Genomic DNA, 20558 nt, shown 5'->3' on the forward strand with positions numbered 1-20558 from the left:
AATTCTCTCCAACCGCGGGTCCTCCTCTCCGACCCGAACCTCTCGGCCGCGATTTTCGCGGCCGTTTTTTTATGGTATCCGCCGTCCCCGACCGACCCCGAAACGGCGGCTTGAAAGCCGCCCTACGGCAGGACGTCATTCGTGGCGCCGCCCCGGGCAGCCGTCGGGCCCTAATCCACCAGCACTTCCACCCCGATACCGATGCCCGCGTCGCCATCCTTCGCGGCCGCACCGACATCGCCGTGCAGGCGCATCCGGTCCGATACCGGCACGCCGGGGCCGGTCGCGGAAGACGACGTACCAATATCGGCGCCGTCGGCTGTCCGGCCCTGGCCGTTCACCATCGTGGGCCCAGCATCGCGCAGAGCCGACAGGGCACTGCCACGGCCGTCCGGCACACTCTCCGGAAAACTCAGATCCAGTGATCGGGCGGGGCCGGCAGCCGGCGCGCGGTCCGGGGCCTCATCGATCCTCTCGCCCGCCAGCGGATCCACCGGCGTGGCAGTGGGACGGTTCTGCCACAGCCAGACATAGGCCGCTGCCAGCGCCAGCAGACACAGCAGCGGCAGGCGCCAACGCTGGCGGTATTCGGCCGTCATCGAGGCGCGATCAGCAGACTCTGGTCGCTGCGGCCGATGACGCCGGCTTCGTCATGCAGCCGGGTGTCGGCCAGGCCGATGCCGTTGGGCTGGGCACGGGTGCCAGCCTCCAGGGCCACCCATTCGCCGCGAGGCAGCCGATGCAGATAAACGGTGAGGTCCGGATTGACGAAGGTGAAGTGGCGGACGTCCAGCAACAGGCTCACGCCGTTGCCCGAATCGGCCGCCACCACCACGCGCTGCAGGGCCGAGGGCGCCTCGCCGGCCACCAGCGGCACCCGCATGCGCATCCAGGCAGTCACCCGGCCGGTGCCGAATTCGCCGGCGGCCAGGCGGGTTTCCATGGCCTGGTGGTAGCCGATGCCATCCGCAAAGAACGGGAACTCGAAGGCCGCCGCATCCGCCGGGGCGACGGGCCCCTCGGCCGCAGGCTGGGCGTCGGGTACGGTCATGGCCTGGGTGCGCATGGCCAGAGCACGGGCACGGATCAGCGGCGGACCGCCGGGCGCCGCCAGCACGGCCTCGATCAGATAGAGCTTGCGTCCGGCATGCGTCACCTCGGTGGTCACGGCGAGCGGGCCGATGGGCACCGGGCGCAACAGGTCGAAGGTGAGGCGCGCCACCTGCATGGCCGAATCGACCGGCAGGGCCTGCTCGATCGCCCGCGCCATCAATGCAGCCGGCGGGCCGCCGTGCTGATGATCCGGGCTCCAGGGCCCACGCGTCAGCCCGGTGGCGATGAAATGCTCGGCGTCGGTTTCGAAGAAGGCGTCGGCGGTCATGATTGGAGCAGTCAGGGTGGGAATTCAGGCGCATCGAGGCAACGACCGGCCGCGTAATATGCCATACTTATCGGCTTGATCGAGGCATTCAATTGCAAATCATTCTCAAATGGCTGACAATTCAGCCGATAACCGTTTCCGACCATTTTGCATGAGTAACACCGTGACCGACTCCCGCAAGTACCCCGCCAATCCCGACCTCAGCGACGACTTCAGCTGGCGCGAATTCATCCCGTTTGCGCTGCTGCACGTGGCGCTGGTCGGCATCTGGTGGACCGGCTTCACCTGGCAGGCCGTGACCCTGTGCGTGGCCCTGTACGTGCTGCGCGTGTTCGGCATCACCGGCGGCTATCACCGCTACTTTTCCCATCGCGGCTACAAGACCAGCCGCGGATTCCAGTTCGTAATGGCCTTCCTGGGCGCCACCGCGCTGCAGAAGGGACCGCTCTGGTGGGCCGCCAAGCACCGTGAGCACCATCGCGATTCGGACATGCCGGCAGATGCCCATTCGCCGCGTCAGTACGGGTTGTTCGACGCCCACGTCGGCTGGGTCTACCGCAAGGCCCGTTCCAGCCCCGACCTGGACCTGATTCAGGATTTCTCCAAGTACCCGGAAATCCGCTGGCTGGAAAAGAACCAGTTCGCGCCCGGACTGCTGCTGGCCATTGCCTGCTTCTTCATCGCCGGCTGGCCGGGCGTGTTCGTGGGCTTCATCCTGTCCACGGTGCTGGTCTACCACGCCACCTTCACGGTGAACTCGCTCAACCACGTGATCGGCCGTCAGCGCTATCTGACCGGTGATGACTCCCGCAACAACTGGCTGCTGGCGATCATCACCATGGGCGAGGGCTGGCACAACAACCACCACTACTATCCCTCCACCGCCCGCAACGGTTTCTTCTGGTGGGAGTTCGACCTGACTTACTACTTCCTCAAGGCTCTGGCCGCGGTAGGCCTGGTCTGGGACCTGCGCCAGCCGCCGAAGTCGATCCTGGCCAACGAGAAGGCGCCCACCCAGAAGATCATCGACAAGTGCGCGGTGTACATCGCCGACGGCTTCTCGGTGGACCGCATCAGCGCCAACATCCGCCAGCGCTGGGAAGGCAGCCACCGGCTGGAGGATCTGCGGCACCTGGCCCACCGCAAATGGGAGGAAGCCGAGGCCTACCTGTCGGAAATCGACCTGCCGGAATTGCCCAGCCTGGAGGAACTCAAGGCCCGCGCCCACCGCAAGTTCAAGGTCCGGCACGAAGCGCTGGACCACGCCATCGAACGGGCCCACGAGATGCTCACCCACGCGGTGTCCCGGCACCTGCTGGAGAGTCTGCGGCGCCAGCCACAGCCGGCCTGATTCCGGCCGCACCCGACCCCTGAAAGGCCCTTCCCCGGGAAGGGCCTTTTCTTGTCCGAGCCTGCCGCCGGGCCCGGCTATGCTGGCACCCGTCGCACAACATCATCACGCCCATGTCACGCCGCCGCCCCCTGCTACGAACTCTGGTCCGCCGCACCATCCAGCCGATGATGTCGCCGCACGTGCCGGTCGGCCTGCGCCGGACCTGGATGGCGGCCATGGCTCGCACCAATCCCTGCCCGCGCGGCGTTCGCCACTCGCGCACCCGGATCGATTGCCTCCCGCTGGAGACACTGGCGCCGATCGAGGCCGGGCCGGAAACCATTCTCTACCTGCATGGCGGGGGCTACGTGTTCGGCTCGCCGGCCACCCACCGCGCCCTGACCGGCCATCTGGCCCTGGCAACCCGGGCCACGGTGCGGGTACCCGATTACCGGCTGGCGCCGGAACATCCCTTCCCGGCCGCCCGCGATGACGCGCTGGCGGCCTATCGCTGGCTGCTGGATCGCGGGATCGAGTCGGCCCGCATTCTGATTGCCGGCGACTCGGCCGGCGGCGGGCTGGCGCTATCCACCGCGATGGCGCTGCGGGAAGCCAACCTGCCGCAACCCGCCGGCCTGGCGCTGATCTCGCCCTGGGCCGATCTCACCGGGTCGGGCAGAAGCATGATCACCCGGGCCACGGTCGATCCGATGCTGACCACCGGTTTCGCCGCCTATGCGGCCAGGACCTATGCCGGCGACCGGCCGCTGGACGATCCGGGGCTATCGCCGCAATTCGGGGATTTCCACGGCCTGCCGCCGATGCTGGTGCACCTGGCCGACGACGAAATCCTGGTCTCGGAAGGGCTGGCGACAGTCAAGGCGGCGCGGGCGGCCGGCGTGCCGGTGACGCTCACCCGATTCCCGGGCCTCTGGCACGTATTCCATCTGCATGCCGGCCTGTTGCCGGAGGCCGACGCAGCGCTGCAGGAAATCGCGGACTTCGCCCGCGCCTGCTGGCAGGGTCACGCGATCGGCTAGACCTCGATCCGCTGCCACCCGCGCCGCTGCCAGAGCCAGGCAAAGACCAGCGTCTGCAGTACCCGGGAACCGATGAAGACCAGCCAGATCGCCAGCAACCCCAGGCCCCACTGCGTACCCATCAGCCAGGCCAGCGGCAGGAAGAACAGCCATTGCAGGCCCAGCGCCACCCGCATCACCGGCCCGGTGGCCCCGGCGCCGAGCAGGCCGTGCATCAGGATCAGACCGATGCCATCGACCGCGATGCCCGCCCCGATGATGCGTAGCGGCAGACGCCCCAGATCCAGTAGATCCGGCTGGTGCAGGAACACGCCCAGTATCAGATCCGGCACCAGCAGCATGGGCGCGCCCAGCAGCGCCAGCACCAGGCCACCCACGCGTACCACGTCCCAGCCCCAGCGATGCGCCTCGGCCGGATCCCGACGCCCCAGGGACTGCCCCACCAGGGAGGCCGCCGCCAGCCCCAGCCCGATGGCCGGCAGCACCGCCACCAGGGTCACGTTGATCAGCACGTTGGCCACCGCCAGTTCGCGCGTGCCCACCTGGGCCAGGATCCAGAACAGCGCCGTGAGCCCGGCCGCGAACAGGAACTGCTGCGCGGAGGCCGGCAGGCTCAGCCGCCACTGACGACCCAGTTGCCGCCAGTCGGGACGCCGGTGCAGAAAGCCGGCGGCATCGGCCCGCCGACGCGCCAGGCGGAAATAGATCAGCGTGCCCAGGACCGTGCTGGCCGCGGTACCGATGCCCGCCCCCAGCGTGCCCAGGGCCGGAATCCCCGGTACGCCGAAAATCAGCAGGTAACTGATCACGATGTTGGCGGTGTGCATCACCAGCAGGGTGTAGAGATACAGCCGCGGCTGGTCCACCGCGCTCCAGTAGCCCCGGAACGAGAAGTTCATCCCCACCGCCGCTACCGCCAGGCAACGGGCCTGTAGGTAGGGCGTGCCCTCGCGCACCACCGCCGCGTCCTCGTTGAGGGCGGCAAAGATATCCGGCGCGAAAATGAACACCACCACGCTGATCGGCAGGCCCAGCAGCAGCGCCAGCAGCAGCCCGCCGTTGAGCGGCACCGCGGTCTCGTCGAACCGACCCTCGCCGTAGCGGCGGGCGGCGATCGCCTGTACCCCGGTGGACAGGCCGATCACCATGGCCACCGCCATGAAACTCAGGAAACTGGCCATGCCCACCGCTGCCAGCGCCGCCGGTCCCAGCGCGCCGACCATGGCGGTGTCGACCAGATTGAGCAGATTCTGCGAGGTCATCCCACCCACGATGGGCAGCGCCAGGACCAGAATCCGGCGGGTGCGCGGCGATGGCGGCAGCATCGGCATGCCGGGATGATACGCGGGCTGTGGCTGCGACGGCCTTCGTTTTTTGCTTACACTCGGGCGCCAGCCGCTACCCCACCGTGACCCCCATCCCATGACAGCCGCCTCCGGGCCCAATGCCAAACAACCCACCGCCAGCGTCGCCGCGGTGGATCTCGGGTCCAACAGCTTTCACATGGTGGTGGCACGGGCCGCGGGCAGCGAGCTGCATGTGATGGACCGGCTCAAGGAATCGGTCCGGCTGGCGGCCGGGCTGGACAAGCGCCGCCGACTGTCCGCCGAAGCCCGTGACCGGGCGCTGGATTGCCTGGCCCGGTTCGGCCAGCGGCTGCGGCATCTGCCGCGCGGGCGGGTACGTGCCGTGGGCACCAACACCCTGCGCCGGGCCCGCAACGCCGACGAGTTCCTGGCCGACGCCGAACAGGCGCTGGGCCATCCGATCGAAATCATCTACGGCGCGGAAGAAGCCCGCCTGATCTACGGCGGGGTGGCGCGGGACCTGGCCGCGGAAGTGCCCCGCCGGCTGGTAGTCGATATCGGGGGCGGCTCCACCGAACTGATCATCGGCGAGCACGCCGAGCCGACGCTGATCGAGAGCGTGTCGCTCGGGGCCGTGGTACACACGCAGCGGCATTTCGCCGACGGCCGGGTATCGGCCCCCGACTGGACCGCCGCGGTACTGGATGCCCAGGTCGAGCTGGAGCCGCTGATCCGCGACTATCGCGAAGCCGGCTGGGACATCGCGGTCGGCGCTTCCGGCAGCATCAAGGCCGTTCAGAAGGTATGCGTCAGCGCCGGCTGGTGCGAGGAAACGATCACCGCCGGCGCCCTGCGAAAGCTGGGCAAGACGCTGGTCAAGACCGGCCGGGTCGATCCCGACAAGCTGCCCGGCCTGTCCGGCGAACGCGCACCCATCTTCGCCGGCGGCGCGGCCGTACTCAGCGCCATCTTCGACGGCCTGGGCGTGGAGGCCATGCAGGTCTCCGACAAGGCCCTGCGCGAAGGACTGCTGCTGGATCTGCTCGGCCGGCTGGAACACCACGATGTGCGCGATGCCACGGTCGAGGCCGCCTGCGCCCGTTACGGGGTCGACGCCGCCCACGCCCGGCGGGTGGCCGGCACCGCGGCGCGCCTGTGCGAGGACACCGGCGACTGGATTGCCGACGAAGCGGACCGGCACCTGCTGCACTGGGCCGGACAGCTACACGAGATCGGCCTCACCATCGCCCACAAGGGCTACCACAAGCACGGCGAATACATCGTCCGCAACGCCGACCTGCAGGGATTTTCCAAGTCGGATCAGGCGGTACTGGCCACCCTCATCCGACTGCATCGCGGCAAGTTCCGCGACAACCTGATCGAGTCGCTGCCCGCCGCGCAGCGGCCGGTCGCCGCACGCCTGGCGGTGCTGCTACGTCTGGCCGTGCTGCTTCATCGCGGACGCGACCCCCGGGCCAGCCGGCCGCCGGTGTCACTGGACGTCACCGGCAAGCGCCTGCAGCTCCACTGCGACCCCGACTGGCTGGCCGAGCACCCGCTCACCCGGGCCGACCTGGAGCGGGAACAGGCCTACCTCGATCGGCCCGGCTTCCGGCTGATCATCGACGAATAGCCGACGCGGATCACCGATGGCGGGGAATGGGTCCGGGCGTCCCCGTCAGAAATGCTGTTCCAGCAGGCCCTGGATTTCCGGGGTCGCATGCCGGGCCCAGTTCTTGTCGAGGGTCTGGGTCACGCAGTGGCGGGTGGGGCCGTCCAGCTTGTCGCGCAGACGGCCCAGAAATGCCGGGGCGGCCACCAGCACCAGGCGTTCGAACCGGTTCTGCGTGCGGCCCTCGTGCAGGGTATCCGCCACTTCCCGGGCAAACCGCTTGGCCTCCTGCTGCGAGGGGGTGGTGGACCAGTCCGACGCGTGGCTGGTGCGACCGCTGCTTTCCTGCTGCTCGCCGCGACCACCAGTTTTCAGGTCACCATGATGGAGCCGCGATTCCGGGTGCGCCAGACCCTGCAATTCCGCCAGCGGCTGCCAGCGGCCGTCCCGTTCGAAGATGCGGGCCCGCGCCGAGTCCGCGACCACTATCCATGTTCGGTGCATGCGAGCTCCTCCTATCGCCGGATAACGGCGGCGGCTACCCGGTGGGACAGCCGCCGCCTTCCATGGCTGTGACCCGCTCGCCGCCGGCCGTGTTCCCGCCCCCCGCGTCTTCAGCCGCGCCAGACCGCCACCGCCAGACACAACCACCCGGCAATCAGTAACAGCCCGCCGAACGGCGTGACCGCGCCGAGCAAGCGCACACCCGTCAGCGCCAGCGCATACAGGCTGCCGGAAAACACCAGCACGCCCAACGCAAACGTGACGCCCGCGGCATTCAGCCACGCACCGGCCAGGCGCGCTGCCAGCAGCCCCACGGCAAGCAGGGCCAGCGCATGCCAGAACTGATACTGCACCGCCGTTTCCCACACGCGCAGCATCTCCGGTGACAGGCGATCCTGCATGGCATGGGCCCCGAAGGCCCCGAGTAGCACGCCGAGCAGGCCGTAGACACTACCTGCCAGCAGCACAAATTGCCCCGTATTCATGGCCGATCCTCCGGCACCGTGATGGCGCCCGTCATGTAAAGCACCGCCTGGCCGGCGACCAGCACCCGGTCACCGGCGATCTCGCAGCGTAGAAACCCGCCGCGCCGCGACAGTTGACGGGCGGCAAGACTATCGCGGCCCAGCCGAGCTGCCCAGAACGGGGCCAGCATGCAGTGGGCCGAGCCGGTGACCGGGTCCTCGTCGACCCCGAAATTGGGCGCGAAGTAGCGCGACACGAAATCCACGCCGGCTTCATCGCCGGGCGCGGTGACGATCACGCCGCGGTCGGGCAGGCGCGAGAGTGCGCGCGGGTCCGGCTCCAGGGAGCGGATGGTGGCGGCATCCGGATAGCGCAGCAGCCAGTTGGGGCCCGCCCGCACTTCCGCCGGTACCACGCCCATGGCATCAACCAGCGCGGCCGGCGGCTCGGAGGGGGCAATGTCGTGGGCCGGCAGGTCCAGCTGCAACCAGTCGGCCTCGCGGGTGACCCGCAGCCTGCCGCTGTGGCGGGTGTCGAACTCGATCTCGTCGCCGGCCTCGCGCCGGCAATGCCACAGCACGAAGGCACTAGCCAGGGTGGCGTGGCCGCACAGGACCACCTCGGTGGTGGGGGTGAACCAGCGCAGTTCCCAGCGGGACCCGGCCGGGACCAGATAGGCGGTTTCGGCGAGATTGTTCTCGGCGGCAATTGCCTGCAGCAGGGTGTCGGCGGGCCACTGCTCCAGCAGGACCACGGCCGCGGGGTTGCCCGCGAAAGGCCGGTCGGTGAAGGCATCCACCTGGTAGAGGGGCAACTGAGTCGTTACTGTCATTTCACTGTCACAAGGAAGCACATACACTTGTCGGCTGTACCGAGCGCGCGCCCATCATGCAGCAGAAGGCTCATCAATCAACGGCTCCGCCGGCAGCCGACCCGGCTCCGGCGCTGGACTCGCCGGAACTCTACCTCAACCGCGAGCTGTCGCTGCTGGAGTTCAACGCGCGCGTGCTGGAGCAGGCCCGCGACACCGAAGTGCCGCTGCTGGAGCGGCTGAAGTTTCTGTGCATTGCCTCCACCAACCTGGACGAGTTCTTCGAGGTACGGGTGGCCGGCGCGGTGCAGAAGGCCGAGTCCGGCACCACCGCCACCGATGCCGACGCCATCAGCCCGCAGGATCTGCTCAAGGCGATCAGCCTGCGCGCCCACGATCTGGTGGCGGAACAGTATCGCGTTCTCAACGACGACCTCATCCCGGAACTGGAAACCGCCGGCATCCGCTTCCTGCGCCGCGCCGAGTGGAACGAGCGCCAGCGGGCCTGGCTGGCTGAGTACTTCGAGGAGGAGCTGCTGCCGGTGATCAGCCCGCTGGGCCTGGACCCGGCGCACCCGTTCCCGCGCATTCTCAACAAGTCGCTGAACTTCATAGTGTCGCTCGAGGGCAAGGACGCCTTCGGCCGCAACAGCGGCTATGCCATCGTGCAGGCGCCACGCGCCCTGCCGCGGCTGATCCAGCTTCCCGCCGAGGAAACCGGCAGCGGCCCCTACGACTTCGTGTTCCTGTCGTCGGTCATCCACGCCCATGTGGGTGACCTGTTCCCCAACATGCAGGCCAAGGGCTGCTACCAGTTCCGCGTGACCCGCAATTCGGATCTGTTCGTCGACGAAGAGGAGGTCGACGATCTGCTGCGTGCCGTCGAAGGCGAACTGCCCTCCCGCCGTTACGGTGATGCCGTGCGCCTGGAGGTGGCCCACAACTGCCCGCGCGGCATGGTCGACTACCTGCTCGAGCGCTTCATGCTCGACCGCGGCGATCTCTATCAGGTGGACGGCCCGGTCAACGTCAACCGGCTGATGGCCATTCTCGACCTGGTCGACCGCCCGGAGCTCAAGTACCCGCCCTATACCCCGCGGCTGGACCCGGAACTCGGCCCCAACGGCGACCTGTTCGCCGCCGTGCGCCGGCGCGACATCCTGTTGCATCACCCATTCGACGCCTTCCTGCCGGTGATCGACTTCGTGCGCCGGGCGGCCGGCGACCGCCATGTGCTGGCGATCAAACAGACGCTGTACCGCACCGGGCCGGACTCGGCGGTGGTGGATGCCCTGGTCAACGCCGCCAACGCGGGCAAGGAAGTCACCGTGGTGGTGGAACTGCGTGCCCGGTTCGACGAGGCCGACAACATCGAGCTGGCCAACCGGCTGCAGGCGGCCGGGGCCCACGTGGTGTACGGCGTGGTCGGGTACAAGACCCACGCCAAGATGACGCTGCTGGTGCGGCGCGAGGCCGAGGGCCTGCGCCACTACGTGCATCTGGGCACCGGCAACTACCATCCCAAGACCGCCCGTCTGTACACCGACTACGGGCTGTTCTCCTGCGACCCGACCCTGTGCAACGACATCCACGAACTGTTCCTGCAGCTCACCAGCCTGGGCAAGATCACCGGCCTGGAGCGGGTGCTGGACGCGCCGTTCACCCTGCACCGGGCGATGCTCGACAAGATTGACCGCGAGGCCGCCAACGCCGCCGCCGGGCGTCCCGCCCGCATGATCATCAAGATGAACGCGCTGGTGGAACCGGAATCCATCCGCGCCCTGTACCGCGCCTCGCAGGCGGGGGTCTCCATCGACCTGATCATACGCGGCATCTGCTGCCTCAAACCCGGGGTGCCGGGAGTGTCGGACAACATCCGGGTACGCTCCATCGTGGGCCGGTTCCTGGAACACACCCGGGTGTTCTACTTCGAGAACGGCGGCGAGCCCGAATATTTCCTGTCCAGCGCCGACTGGATGGAGCGCAACTTCTTCCGGCGGGTGGAAACCTGTTTCCCCGTCGAGTCACCGGAACTGCGCGAGCGGCTGATGCGCGAACTCGAACTGTACCTGGCCGACAACACCCAGGCCTGGCTGCTGCGCGCCGATGGCCGTTACGAGCATGCCGGTCCGCCCGACGGCGCAACCCCCGTGGCGGCACAGCAACGGCTGATGGAAGGCGCCTGACCGACACACGGCGCGCCCGCACCGGCCAGAAGCCTTAAACTGGCGGCATGGCGCGCATCCCCCAGGGCTTCATCGACGATCTGCTCGCGCGCACCGACATTGTCTCGGTGGTCGAATCCCGCGTGCCGCTGAAGAAGGCGGGCCGGGAATACCAGGCCTGCTGCCCCTTTCACGACGAGAAAACTCCCTCGTTCACCGTGTCGCCCGCCAAGCAGTTCTACCACTGCTTCGGTTGCGGGGCCCACGGTACTGCCCTGTCGTTTCTGATGGAGTACGAGCGGCTGGAATTCCGCGAGGCCGTGGAGGCCCTGGCCGGGCAGGCCGGCATGACCATCCCGGAGGAAGCCCGCGGCGCCGGTCCCGACGCCGACACCCAGAAACCGCTGTTCGCGGTGCTGGAACAGGCCGGCCGGCTGTACCAGAACCAGCTGCGCCACAGCCCGGCGGCCATCGACTACCTGAAATCCCGCGGCATCACCGGCGCCACCGCCAAGGCCTTCGGCATCGGCTACGCGCCGGACGGCTGGGACTTCCTGCGCGGCCAGGTACGCGACCGCCAGGCCGCGATCACCGCCGGGCTGCTGATCGAAAAGGACAACGGCCACGCCTACGACCGCTTCCGCGACCGCATCATGTTCCCCATTCGCGACGGCCGCGGCCGGGTGATTGGCTTCGGCGGCCGAGCGCTCGGCGACGATCCGGCCAAGTACCTGAACTCCCCGGAAACCCCGCTGTTCCACAAGGGCCGTTCGCTCTACGGTCTGTTCGAGGCCCGCCAGGCACTGCGGGAGATTCCCCGCATGCTGCTGGTGGAAGGCTACATGGACGTGGTGGCCCTGGCCCAGCACGGGTTCGCCAACGCGGTGGCCACGCTGGGTACCGCTACTACTGCCGAGCACCTGAACGCGCTGTTCCGCGCCACCGATGAAGTGGTGTTCTGCTTCGATGGCGACCGCGCCGGCCGCGACGCCGCCTGGCGGGCGCTGGACAACGCCCTGCCGGTGATGCGGGGCACCCGGCGCGCGCGTTTCCTGTTCCTGCCCGAGGGCGAGGACCCGGATTCGCTGGTGCGGCAGACCGACGGGACGGCCGAGCTGACTCGGCTTATAGACGCCAGCCGCTCGGCCTCGCAGGTGTTGCTGGACGGCCTCACCCAGGGCCTGGACATGAAGGACGCCGACGGGCGCTCGCGGCTGGTGGAAAAGGCGCGCCCGTTCGTCACCAAGCTGCCGCCGGAAGCATTCAAGGCCAATCTGATCCGCGAAATCGCCCGCCGCAGCGGCCTGCCGGCCGAGGACCTCGACCGGCTCTATCGTGAGGGCGCCGCCGCCGGGGGCCGGCGGGCACCGGCCGAGCAGCGCCAGCGACCGGTGAAGTTCACCCCGGTACGCCGCGCTCTGCAACTGCTCATGAACGACCCCCGGCTGGCCGATAAACTGCCTATCGACATCGCTGCCCTGACGCAGAGCGGGGTGGCCGGCGCGGACCTTCTCGCTGATGGCATTGAATTTTTTCGCGCCAGCCCCCATCTCCCCGCTGCGGCGTGGCTGGAACACTGGCGGGACCACGAGGCAGGCGATGCGCTTCAGCGTCTTGCGGCGGAAACGCCGCGCGGCGAGCCCGACGATCTGGCGCGCGAGTTCCGCGAATGCGTGGCACGCGCGCTCGAAGGCGAAAAGCAACACGAGCGCGAGCGGTTCCAGGCACTCATGACCAAGCAGCAGGCCACGTCCCTGACACCCGACGAAGCCGCCGAAGCCCAGGCGCTGCTGGAACGGCTCCGGCGCGGGCCGCAAGCATAGCGCCGGCAAGGCCGGTCCGATACAATGTCCGGTTCTTTGGCAGCGGCGTCCGGGCGCACCTCCCCACCAAGCAGGCGAGCATGAGCAACGAGAAGCAGTCCCAACTCAAACTACTGATTGCCCACGGCAAGGAAAAGGGCTTCCTGACCTACGCGGAAGTCAACGACACCCTGCCTGACGATATCGTCGATCCCGAACAGATCGAAGATATCATCAACATGATCAACGACATGGGCATCACGGTGCACGAAGAGGCACCGGACGAGGATGCGCTGCTGCTGTCGGAAAACACCGTCTCCAACGAGGATGATGACGACGCCGAGGAGGCTGCCGCCACGCTCGCCGCGCTGGACCCGCAGTTCGGCCGCACCACCGACCCCGTGCGCATGTACATGCGCGAGATGGGCAGCGTGGAGCTGCTAGACCGCCAGGGCGAAATCCGCATCGCCAAGCGCATCGAGGAAGGGCTGTCCGAGATGCTGTTCTCGCTGGCCCACTTCCCGGCCACCACCGGCCGGCTGGCGGAAATCTTCGATCGGGTGGATGCCGGCGAAACCCGTCTGACCGACGTGCTGGTGGGTTTCGTCGATCCGGATACCGGCGACCCCATCACCAACGAGGCGGACGAGCCCGCCGCCGAGGACAGTGACGACGAGGACGACGACACCCCCGCCGATACCGGTCCCGACCCCGAAGAAGCCGCCGCCCAGGTCAAGAAGCTCAAGTCGCTCAACCGCAGTGCCGTTCGCGCCCTGAACAAGTACGGCCGCGAGGACGAGAAGACCGAAGCCGCGCTGGTGAAGCTGGCCACCCATTTCATGCGCTTCAAGCTCACCCCCAAGGTGACCGAAGGGCTGACCGGCCAGCTGCGCGAAACAATGGCCGAGATTCGCGGCATCGAGCGCGAAATGATGATGATCTGCGTCAAGGAAGGCGGCATGCCGCGGCGCGAGTTCGTGCGCCAGCTGCCCGACAACCTCACCAGCGAGGTGTGGCTGGACAAGCTGATCCGCGCCAAGCGCAAGTATTCCGCCACCATCAGCCAGCGCAAGCCGGACCTGCTGCGCCTGCAGGAGCGGATCACCGAGCTGGAGAACGCCAGCCAGCTCAACGTCAACCACATCAAGGAAATCAACCGGCGCATGTCGATCGGCGAGGCCAAGGCCCGCCGCGCCAAGAAGGAAATGGTCGAGGCCAACCTGCGCCTGGTGATTTCCATCGCCAAGAAGTACACCAACCGCGGCCTGCAGTTCCTGGACCTGATCCAGGAAGGCAACATCGGCCTGATGAAGGCGGTGGACAAGTTCGAATACCGCCGCGGCTACAAGTTCTCGACCTATGCCACCTGGTGGATCCGGCAGGCCATCACCCGCTCGATCGCCGATCAGGCCCGCACCATCCGCATTCCGGTGCACATGATCGAGACCATCAACAAGCTCAACCGCATCTCCCGCCAGATGCTGCAGGAGATGGGCCGCGAGGCCACCCCGGAAGAGCTGGCCGAGCGCATGGAGATGCCCGAGGAGAAGGTGCGCAAGGTGCTCAAGATCGCCAAGGAACCGATCTCCATGGAGACGCCCATCGGCGACGACGAGGACAGCCATCTGGGCGATTTCATCGAGGACGCCAACGCCATCGCTCCCAGCGACGCGGCCGCCGGCGAGTCGCTGCGCGAGGCCACCCACAACACCCTGGCCAGCCTCACCCCGCGCGAGGCCAAGGTGCTGCGCATGCGTTTCGGTATCGACATGAACACCGACCACACGCTGGAAGAGGTCGGCAAGCAGTTCGACGTCACCCGCGAGCGCATCCGCCAGATAGAGGCCAAGGCACTGCGCAAGCTGCGCCACCCCTCCCGGGCGACCTTCCTCAAGAGTTTCCTGGACGAGTAGGCCAGCAACGGCCGCCCGGGCACCCGCATCGTGCACCAGGCTGCCGGGTGGTCCGACGAATACCGACGACACGCCGCCGGCCTGCTGGTCGGCGGCGTTGTCGCGCTGGGGACCGCTGGTTGCGGCAGCGCGGACGACACCGCAGCGATCAGCCCGCTCAACGACCACATCGTGTTCGAGAGCAACCGCGACGACGACAATGGCCCCGGCCACCAGGAGCTGTACCTGATCCGCCCGGACGGCACCGGCCTGGTCCGCCTGACCACTACCGACGAGGACGAGGCCGACCCGGCGATTTCCCCGGATGGCCGGCATATCGCCTACACCCGGCGACCGGTGGGCGGCGACATCTATCTGATGCGGGCCGACGGCAGCGGGGCCCGGCCGTTGACCACCTATGCCGGCAGTGATTTCCGCCCGGCCTGGTCGCCGGACGGGCGGCGCCTGGTATTCGCCTCGGAACGATCCGGCCGCGACGAATTGTTCGTGATCGACGTCGACGGCCAGAACCGGCGGCGATTGACCACGCGGCCCGATTCCAACGACTGGCCCAGCGCCGGCGCCTTCGCGCCCGACGGCGAACGGGTGGTGTTCGAAAGCTGGGACCGGCAGCACGAGTTCGCCGCCCTCTACACCATCCCGCTGGCGGGCGGCGACGCCACGCGATTGCCGGTCGACCTGCCCATCGCCCGGGCTGCGGCCTGGTCGCCGGATGGCAACCGCATCGCCTTCGTGGGGTCACGGTCGCGCGTGACCGGCCACGGGCTGTACGTCCTCACGCTGGATACCGGCAACCTGCAACAGCTGACCGGCCTGAACTTCGCCGCCACCGCCCCGGCCTGGTCCCCGGATGGGCAGCAACTGGTGTTCGAGAACTTCCGCAACGGCAACAACGCGCTGTTCCGGATCCACGCCGACGGCACCGGCCTGACCGAGATCAGCCCGGAGGACGGCGGCTCACCCCACTGGAGCCCGGCCAGCCGCTGAGCCGGATCAGGTGGCGGCCGGGTTTTCCAGGAGCATCGCCGCGCCGAGTCCGCCACCAGCACAGGTGGCGATTACGGCATAGCGCTCGCCGCTGGCCCGGATCCGGCGGATCGCCGTGGCAATCAACCGGCCGCCGGTGGCGGCAAACGGGTTGCCCAGCGCCAGCGAACCACCATGGATATTGAGCTTGTCCAGCGGGATTTCGCCTATCGGCGCGGCCAGGTCCGCCACCGTCTGCGCGTAATCGGCATCCGCCAGCCCGGCCTGATTGGCCAGAATCTGGACGGCGAAGGCCTCGTGTACCTCGAATGCGGCGATGTCCGCCGGCGTCAGCCCCTGGCGCCGCAGCAGCCGCGGGATGGCCACCGCCGGCCCCATGAGCATCTCGCTGGCCATGTCGGCCACCCCGGTGAATTCGTAATCCCGCACGATCGCGCGGGCGGTCAGGCCGCGGCGGTCAGCCGCCCCGGCGCTGGCCAGCAGCAAGGCGGTGGCACCATCGGTCAGTCCCGAGGCATTGCCGGCGGTGATGATGCCGTTTGCCGGATCGAACGCCGGCTTGAGCCGGGCCAGCCGGTCGACGCTGGTATCCGCCCGAATGCCGTCGTCTTGGGTCACCATGCGCCCGTCCGGTGCCTCGACCGGCACCACTTCCTCGTCGAACCAGCCGGCGTCCCATGCCGCGGCAGCCCGGTGGTGGCTGCGCTCGGCATAAGTGTCCGCGGCCTCGCGGGTCACACCGAAACGCCCGGCCATGGCCTCGCAGGCCGCACCCATGGTCAGGCCGGTGGTCAGATCCTTGCTGGACGGCACTTCCGGGATCAGGTCCCAGGGACGCAGACCGGCCACGATCCGCAGGCGATCGCGGGTGGTCCGGGCGGCCCCCAGTTTCACCGCCCGCTTGCGCACGTTGCGCGACATGCGGATCGGAAGGTCCGAGAAGTTCTCGGTGCCGCCGCCCACCGCAAAATCGAGCCGGCCCAGGGCGATCATGTCGCACAGCCCGGCCACGCTGGCCTCCGGCGAAATACCCGCCATCGACACCGTGGACGCCGGCGTCAGGCTGGGATACCCGGCGGTCAGCATCGCCTCGCGTGCCACGTTGGTGGCTTCCACGTCCTGCACCACGCAGCCCAGCGTCACCATGCCGATGTCGCCGGCCGCCAGCCCGGTCCGGGCCAGCACCGCCCGCAGTGGCACCGCCCCCAGTTCAAAGTTGCGCAGCTCGGCATAGGCGCCGCCGGAATGGACGAACGGCGTGCGCACCGCATCCACTACCACCGGCAGCCGATCCTCGGAAATCGCGGTCCAGGCAACGCTCATGCCGATGCTCCCGTCAGCGTCTCGTTGAGGTGCCCGGCCAGGTGCAGCTTGCCATCCACCCCGATCAACCGGATTGCCCGGCGGCCGTCGGCCTCGGGTTCGCTTGCTACCTGCACTGCCAGATCGGCGGAAGGCAACGGCACCGGCTTCACGTAGCGGGCCTCGAACACGGCGACGTCGATGCCGGCATTGCGGATGGTCTCGTAAGTGCGGGCCAGAATCCCGAAGCCGTGCAGGATGCAGCTGCGATAACGGGTGCGGCGCCCCACGGGGGTAAGCGTGTGCAGCGGATTGAAATCACCGGTAAGCAGAGCGAAATTCAGCCCGTCCGACGCCTCGGCCGACCAGTGACCGACGGTGTCGAATGCGGGTTCCGGGTCGCTTGGCCTGTCCGCCCGGCGCGGGCCGGGCTGGCGGCGGGGGACCGCCGCCACCACCTCGATTTCCTGGGCCCGCGGCGTGCTGCGGGTCCCGGCCTCGAGCTGCGAGGCGATGCGTATCCGTCGGCCGTCATCGCTGACATCAGTCAGGCGGCCGCGCACCTGAATCGGTTCATCCGCCGGCATCAGCACCCGAGTCTCGATCCGGCAGCCCTGGTTCACCGCCGCCAGCAGATTGTACGGCGCCCGGCCGGTCAGCTCGGAGACCAGCCCCAGCCCCCAGTAGGAAAAGAAATGCGGCGGCAGCACCCCGTTATAGCGATCCGGCGGCGCGCCTGCCCAAGCCGCGTAGGCCTCGATCAACGCCGAGGGAAACGGACCCATCCGGCGCGTTACCGGAGCGCTGGGGGTATCCACCTGGCCGCCACCCAGTCGTGGCAGAGCGGATCGGAGACCGGCACCGAACATGCCGACGATATTGGGCGCCTGATGGCGCACGAAGGTCCAGGGAACGGTCACGCTCATGATTGGCAATGTCTCGGCGTTGTGAGTCGGGTCCGCCGGCACTCGGCCCGGATGCGGGCGCGAGATTATGCTTGATCCTGCCGGGTCGACCAATGCCGGCCAGGCTACGAGCGGCGATAGCCGGCGGGTTACAATCGCGAGCCACGGCGACGGGCCTATAGCTCAATTGGTCAGAGCAGCAGACTCATAATCTGTTGGTTCCAGGTTCAAGTCCTGGTGGGCCCACCAAATCCGCTCTCAGCGGCCAAGCCGGTCGTCGGACACATCCGACGGCGGGCTGATGAGGGCAATCGTGGCCTGCAAAAGCGCCTGCAGCCGCTTCGGCGCGAATCGCTCGGGCTCGACCGGCAGCATCATCATCCACCCGTCGCTGATGGCGCTGAGCTGATCGGCAATAAGGTCGGCGGGGATATCGCCGCGGATCACGCCCTCGTCTTGGCCTCGCTCCAGAATCGTGGTCAGTACCTCGCGAAGCTTGGCGTAGCGCCGCTCGATGATGGCCGCGAAGGCGGGCTCGTGCCGCGCGTGGGCCAGCAACTGGAATATCACGGGCCAGAAATCCGAGTCGGCGCTCGTGCGGTTCAGCCACTGGTTGAGAATCGTCTTGACGTCGGCGGGATCTCGGCTGGTCTCCAGGAAGGCATCGAACTCGTCGAATACGCTCTCTACGACTGCGGTGAACATCGCCTCCTTGTTGGCGAAGTAGTAGGTCACGGCGCCGGTCGTGTGTCCCGCGTGTTGCGCCACCTTGCGCAGCGACGCGCCGGCATATCCTTCCCTCGCAATCACCGCGGTAGCCGCCTTCAGTAGTTCGGCCCGCTTGGCCTTGTGGTCGCCCGCGGGCCGCCCCCGCCGCGGGGCCAGCCGTGCGGCGCCTTCCTCGGCTTTTTGCGGCACGCGCCTGACGCTACCGGAATCATTACTCATGCTTGCTTACGCCATGCGTTCCGCGACTATCTTATTCCGCAACAGAGCAATGCCGAAGAGCGCGATCAGCAGCACCTGCATCGGCAGCACGACCAGCAGGCCTAGCTGGGCAAGGCGATCCGCGCCGATGAACATCAGGGCGGCATAGAGCGCGTAGGCGATCCCCAGCAGAACCAGCGCTGCCCCGAGCCTTGCGCCCTGGCTGTGCAGCGCCATGCCGGTCACCACCGCCCAGAAGCCCAGCGTCGGCCCTTCCATGATCCACAGGCCGTGCTGCGACCCCTGGATGGCGGTCACCCACGCCGCCCCGGCCGCGTGCTTGGCGGTCCCGTCACCGATTGAGTACAGCTCGGCAAGCGGCGCCAGCACGGCAATTGGCAGCATGGCGCCCGCGATCCCGAGCAGGGTCGAGATCACGAGAAACAGGATGCCGATGTCGAGCGCGATACCGCCCGCGGCGCGCAGGCATCGCCACAGGTAGACGCCCAGCGCCAGCAGCGGCAGATAGAAGCCGAAGCAGTCCGCGATCATCGAAAGCCGGAACAGCGCGGCATCGCCGGACGACAGCGTCAGCGCGAAGGCGGGATCGAACATCAGGCGCAGATCGAAGCCGGTAACGACGAGGTAGGCCAGCAGGCAAACACTGCCCATAACCGCGCCGACGATCGCGAAGCACCCGGCCAGCACGCGGCCTTCGTCGTGGTTGTGCTCAGGCGAGTCCAAGACGCCGCCTCCGAGCAAGTGCCGTCGCCCGCTGCACCTGGAAGAAGAAGCGCAGGCCCGCGATCAGGCCGGGCAGCGGCGGGAATCGTCGTTGTCCGGCGTGCTCCTTCCTGCCTTCGATGGCGACGAACCACTGCTCGGTCAGCGCCGTGCTACGTTGCAGGGCGAGGTCCGCCAGGATGCGCCCGAAGTTCTGCGACATCATGACGCCGGCGCCGCTGTAGCCAAAGGCGTAGGACAGGCGGCCTCCCCGGAGCGACCCGACCTGCGGCCGCACATCGAAGGGGATCGAGCAGGCGCCGCTCCAGCGCTGCGCGATGCGCAGGTTCCTGAAGGCGGGAAACACGCTCTCGAACATGCGCTCGGCGGAAGCGTAGAACGTCATCCGCTGCGCCTCTTCCATGGAGCGTCCCCGCCCCAGGTAGATATCGCAGAGGTTGAACTGCAGGCGGCCATCGACCGTGGGGCGACAGGTGGCCGGACAGTAGCTCGTCTTGTCATAGAACTGCCCGCGATGCTTCCAGCCCAGCGCCGCCCAGTCCGCCTCGGTCAGTGGCTCGGTCATCAGCTGGTAGACGTGCATCGGCACCTGCGCGCGGCGCAGGCCCAGCGCCGGCGGCAGCAGGTGCGTAAAGCCGTTGGTGGCCAGCACCAGGTGACGAGCGCGCAGCTCGCCTTCCGGCGTTCGGAGCGTGAAGCGCGCGCCATCGTCTTCCACCCCGAGCACCGGTGTCTGCTCGTAGACCTGCGCCCCCGCAGCCACCGCGATGCGCTTCAGCTCGCGCGCGTGCTTGACCGGATTGACCTGGCCGGTGTGCGGCATGCGTACACCGCCGCAAAAGGCATCGCTGTTGAGCGCCTGGCTGACCGTGGCCCGGTCCATGACCTCGCTGTCATTTGCCCGCGTCTGATCGGTCCAGTATCTGGCGAATTTCTCCAGATGCTTGTCGTGCCCGCGCAGCATGGTGAAGGTCACGCCGGGCATCTCCAGATCGCTGTCCATGTTCTCGCGGGCGATCAGGTCGCGCACGTAGTCCATGCCGTTCCAGGCGAAATCCTGGAGCTCGCCGAGCCTGTTCTGCCCGTACAGCAGGCGTGCCGTGTCGGGATCGAGCACCGGAATCGGCACCAGCCATCCGGAGGTGCGTCCGGAGGCGCCATAGGCGACACACTCGGCGTCCACGACCGCGACCGACGCGGAAGCGTCGGCCTTGCGCGCGTTATAGGCGGTCGACAGGCCGGTGAAGCCGGCGCCGATGACCGCGATATCGACATCCGCGCTGCCCCGCAGCGGCGGCGACGGCTCGTAGTCGCCGGAATGCGCCAGCCAGAAGGACTTGTCGGCGTGAACGTGGGTCAC

17 protein-coding genes, 1 tRNA gene and 1 pseudogene are annotated in these 20558 nt (G+C 68.0%); 8 read left to right on the plus strand and 11 right to left on the minus strand.

Going from position 1 to position 20558, the window contains the following annotated elements; genetic code table 11:
* Window positions 1-170: 170 nt before the first annotated feature.
* Both RM532_RS06420 and RM532_RS06425 read right to left on the minus strand, forming a co-directional pair.
* Window positions 171-599, minus strand: coding sequence for a hypothetical protein (locus RM532_RS06420; protein WP_311652380.1), 429 nt, complete (start codon window positions 597-599; stop codon window positions 171-173).
* On the minus strand, window positions 596-1381 hold the full coding sequence (locus RM532_RS06425) for a thioesterase family protein (RefSeq protein WP_311652381.1): 786 nt from the start codon (window positions 1379-1381) through the stop codon (window positions 596-598). Before RM532_RS06425 ends, RM532_RS06420 begins: the two co-directional genes overlap by 4 nt.
* A gap of 151 nt (window positions 1382-1532) precedes the next feature.
* On the opposite strand from RM532_RS06425, the gene RM532_RS06430 reads away from it, so the two are divergent.
* A complete protein-coding gene (locus RM532_RS06430) occupies window positions 1533-2732 on the plus strand; it encodes an acyl-CoA desaturase (RefSeq protein WP_311652382.1) in 1200 nt (399 codons plus the stop codon).
* 113 nt (window positions 2733-2845) lie between these two features.
* Entirely contained in the window at window positions 2846-3754 is a 909-nt protein-coding gene (locus RM532_RS06435; RefSeq protein WP_311652383.1) for an alpha/beta hydrolase, read from the plus strand.
* Here the strand turns inward: RM532_RS06435 and RM532_RS06440 are convergent.
* Window positions 3751-5085, minus strand: coding sequence for an MATE family efflux transporter (locus tag RM532_RS06440; protein ID WP_311652384.1), 1335 nt, complete (start codon window positions 5083-5085; stop codon window positions 3751-3753). The genes RM532_RS06435 and RM532_RS06440 overlap by 4 nt on opposite strands.
* A 91-nt stretch (window positions 5086-5176) precedes the next feature.
* Here RM532_RS06440 and RM532_RS06445 point away from each other — a divergent pair, with 91 nt between their 5' ends.
* The gene (locus RM532_RS06445; RefSeq protein ID WP_311652385.1) at window positions 5177-6694 is read left to right on the plus strand and encodes a Ppx/GppA phosphatase family protein; all 1518 of its coding nucleotides are present in this window, start codon (window positions 5177-5179) and stop codon (window positions 6692-6694) included.
* 45 nt (window positions 6695-6739) lie between these two features.
* Here the strand turns inward: RM532_RS06445 and RM532_RS06450 are convergent, their stop codons facing one another.
* The 3 genes from RM532_RS06450 to RM532_RS06460 form a co-directional block, all read right to left on the minus strand.
* The gene (locus RM532_RS06450) at window positions 6740-7177 is read right to left on the minus strand and encodes a host attachment protein (RefSeq protein ID WP_311652386.1); all 438 of its coding nucleotides are present in this window, start codon (window positions 7175-7177) and stop codon (window positions 6740-6742) included.
* A gap of 110 nt (window positions 7178-7287) precedes the next feature.
* A complete protein-coding gene (locus RM532_RS06455) occupies window positions 7288-7662 on the minus strand; it encodes a DUF423 domain-containing protein (RefSeq protein WP_311652387.1) in 375 nt (124 codons plus the stop codon).
* A complete protein-coding gene (locus RM532_RS06460) occupies window positions 7659-8474 on the minus strand; it encodes a PhzF family phenazine biosynthesis protein (RefSeq protein ID WP_311652388.1) in 816 nt (271 codons plus the stop codon). Before RM532_RS06460 ends, RM532_RS06455 begins: the two co-directional genes overlap by 4 nt.
* 56 nt (window positions 8475-8530) lie before the next feature.
* Here RM532_RS06460 and ppk1 point away from each other — a divergent pair, with 56 nt between their 5' ends.
* The 4 genes and pseudogenes from ppk1 (at window position 8531) to RM532_RS06480 (ending at window position 15320) form a co-directional block, all read left to right on the plus strand.
* Window positions 8531-10639 carry a polyphosphate kinase 1 gene (ppk1, locus tag RM532_RS06465; RefSeq protein ID WP_311652389.1) on the plus strand — a complete coding sequence of 703 codons (2109 nt, stop codon included), beginning with the start codon at window positions 8531-8533 and terminating at the stop codon, window positions 10637-10639.
* Between the two features lie 47 nt (window positions 10640-10686).
* Window positions 10687-12441, plus strand: coding sequence for a DNA primase (dnaG, locus tag RM532_RS06470; RefSeq protein ID WP_311652390.1), 1755 nt, complete (start codon window positions 10687-10689; stop codon window positions 12439-12441).
* Window positions 12442-12518: 77 nt separating this feature from the next.
* Window positions 12519-14333 (plus strand): annotated as a pseudogene (rpoD, locus tag RM532_RS06475) (RNA polymerase sigma factor RpoD); the annotation flags it as partial.
* A 30-nt stretch (window positions 14334-14363) separates the two neighbouring features.
* On the plus strand, window positions 14364-15320 hold the full coding sequence (locus RM532_RS06480; protein ID WP_311652391.1) for a hypothetical protein: 957 nt from the start codon (window positions 14364-14366) through the stop codon (window positions 15318-15320).
* Window positions 15321-15326: 6 nt separating this feature from the next.
* Here the strand turns inward: RM532_RS06480 and RM532_RS06485 are convergent, their stop codons facing one another.
* Together RM532_RS06485 and RM532_RS06490 are read right to left on the minus strand one after the other, a co-directional pair.
* Complete coding sequence (locus RM532_RS06485; RefSeq protein WP_311652392.1) at window positions 15327-16643, minus strand: thiolase family protein; 1317 nt, start codon at window positions 16641-16643, stop codon at window positions 15327-15329.
* Entirely contained in the window at window positions 16640-17548 is a 909-nt protein-coding gene (locus RM532_RS06490; protein ID WP_311652393.1) for a MaoC family dehydratase, read from the minus strand. The genes RM532_RS06485 and RM532_RS06490 overlap by 4 nt, the downstream gene beginning before the upstream one ends.
* Before the next feature lie 151 nt (window positions 17549-17699).
* On the opposite strand from RM532_RS06490, the gene RM532_RS06495 reads away from it, so the two are divergent.
* Window positions 17700-17776, plus strand: a tRNA-Ile gene (locus tag RM532_RS06495).
* Between the two features lie 9 nt (window positions 17777-17785).
* Here RM532_RS06495 and RM532_RS06500 read toward each other — a convergent pair.
* The 3 genes from RM532_RS06500 to RM532_RS06510 are packed head-to-tail and all read right to left on the minus strand — an operon-like array spanning window position 17786 to window position 20558.
* Window positions 17786-18475 (minus strand): TetR/AcrR family transcriptional regulator, encoded by a 690-nt coding sequence (locus tag RM532_RS06500; RefSeq protein ID WP_311652394.1) that lies wholly within the window; start codon window positions 18473-18475, stop codon window positions 17786-17788.
* 6 nt (window positions 18476-18481) lie between these two features.
* A complete protein-coding gene (locus RM532_RS06505) occupies window positions 18482-19198 on the minus strand; it encodes a hypothetical protein (protein ID WP_311652395.1) in 717 nt (238 codons plus the stop codon).
* On the minus strand, window positions 19185-20558 hold the full coding sequence (locus RM532_RS06510; RefSeq protein ID WP_311652396.1) for an NAD(P)/FAD-dependent oxidoreductase: 1374 nt from the start codon (window positions 20556-20558) through the stop codon (window positions 19185-19187). The genes RM532_RS06505 and RM532_RS06510 overlap by 14 nt, the downstream gene beginning before the upstream one ends.

The sequence above is a fragment of the Spectribacter hydrogenoxidans genome (assembly GCF_031846275.1).
GTDB classification, from domain to species: Bacteria; Pseudomonadota; Gammaproteobacteria; order Nevskiales; family Salinisphaeraceae; genus Spectribacter; species Spectribacter hydrogenoxidans.

What these genes read in the sequence shown, in the direction of transcription:
- RM532_RS06420 (WP_311652380.1), bottom strand. Translation starts at nt 599, where the DNA reads ATGACGGCCGAATACCGCCAGCGTTGGCGCCTGCCGCTGCTGTGTCTG.
- RM532_RS06425 (WP_311652381.1), bottom strand. Translation starts at nt 1,381, where the DNA reads ATGACCGCCGACGCCTTCTTCGAAACCGACGCCGAGCATTTCATCGCC.
- RM532_RS06430 (WP_311652382.1), top strand. Translation starts at nt 1,533, where the DNA reads ATGAGTAACACCGTGACCGACTCCCGCAAGTACCCCGCCAATCCCGAC.
- RM532_RS06435 (WP_311652383.1), top strand. Translation starts at nt 2,846, where the DNA reads ATGTCACGCCGCCGCCCCCTGCTACGAACTCTGGTCCGCCGCACCATC.
- RM532_RS06440 (WP_311652384.1), bottom strand. Translation starts at nt 5,085, where the DNA reads ATGCCGATGCTGCCGCCATCGCCGCGCACCCGCCGGATTCTGGTCCTG.
- RM532_RS06445 (WP_311652385.1), top strand. Translation starts at nt 5,177, where the DNA reads ATGACAGCCGCCTCCGGGCCCAATGCCAAACAACCCACCGCCAGCGTC.
- RM532_RS06450 (WP_311652386.1), bottom strand. Translation starts at nt 7,177, where the DNA reads ATGCACCGAACATGGATAGTGGTCGCGGACTCGGCGCGGGCCCGCATC.
- RM532_RS06455 (WP_311652387.1), bottom strand. Translation starts at nt 7,662, where the DNA reads ATGAATACGGGGCAATTTGTGCTGCTGGCAGGTAGTGTCTACGGCCTG.
- RM532_RS06460 (WP_311652388.1), bottom strand. Translation starts at nt 8,474, where the DNA reads ATGACAGTAACGACTCAGTTGCCCCTCTACCAGGTGGATGCCTTCACC.
- ppk1 (WP_311652389.1), top strand. Translation starts at nt 8,531, where the DNA reads ATGCAGCAGAAGGCTCATCAATCAACGGCTCCGCCGGCAGCCGACCCG.
- dnaG (WP_311652390.1), top strand. Translation starts at nt 10,687, where the DNA reads ATGGCGCGCATCCCCCAGGGCTTCATCGACGATCTGCTCGCGCGCACC.
- RM532_RS06485 (WP_311652392.1), bottom strand. Translation starts at nt 16,643, where the DNA reads ATGAGCGTTGCCTGGACCGCGATTTCCGAGGATCGGCTGCCGGTGGTA.
- RM532_RS06490 (WP_311652393.1), bottom strand. Translation starts at nt 17,548, where the DNA reads ATGAGCGTGACCGTTCCCTGGACCTTCGTGCGCCATCAGGCGCCCAAT.
- RM532_RS06500 (WP_311652394.1), bottom strand. Translation starts at nt 18,475, where the DNA reads ATGAGTAATGATTCCGGTAGCGTCAGGCGCGTGCCGCAAAAAGCCGAG.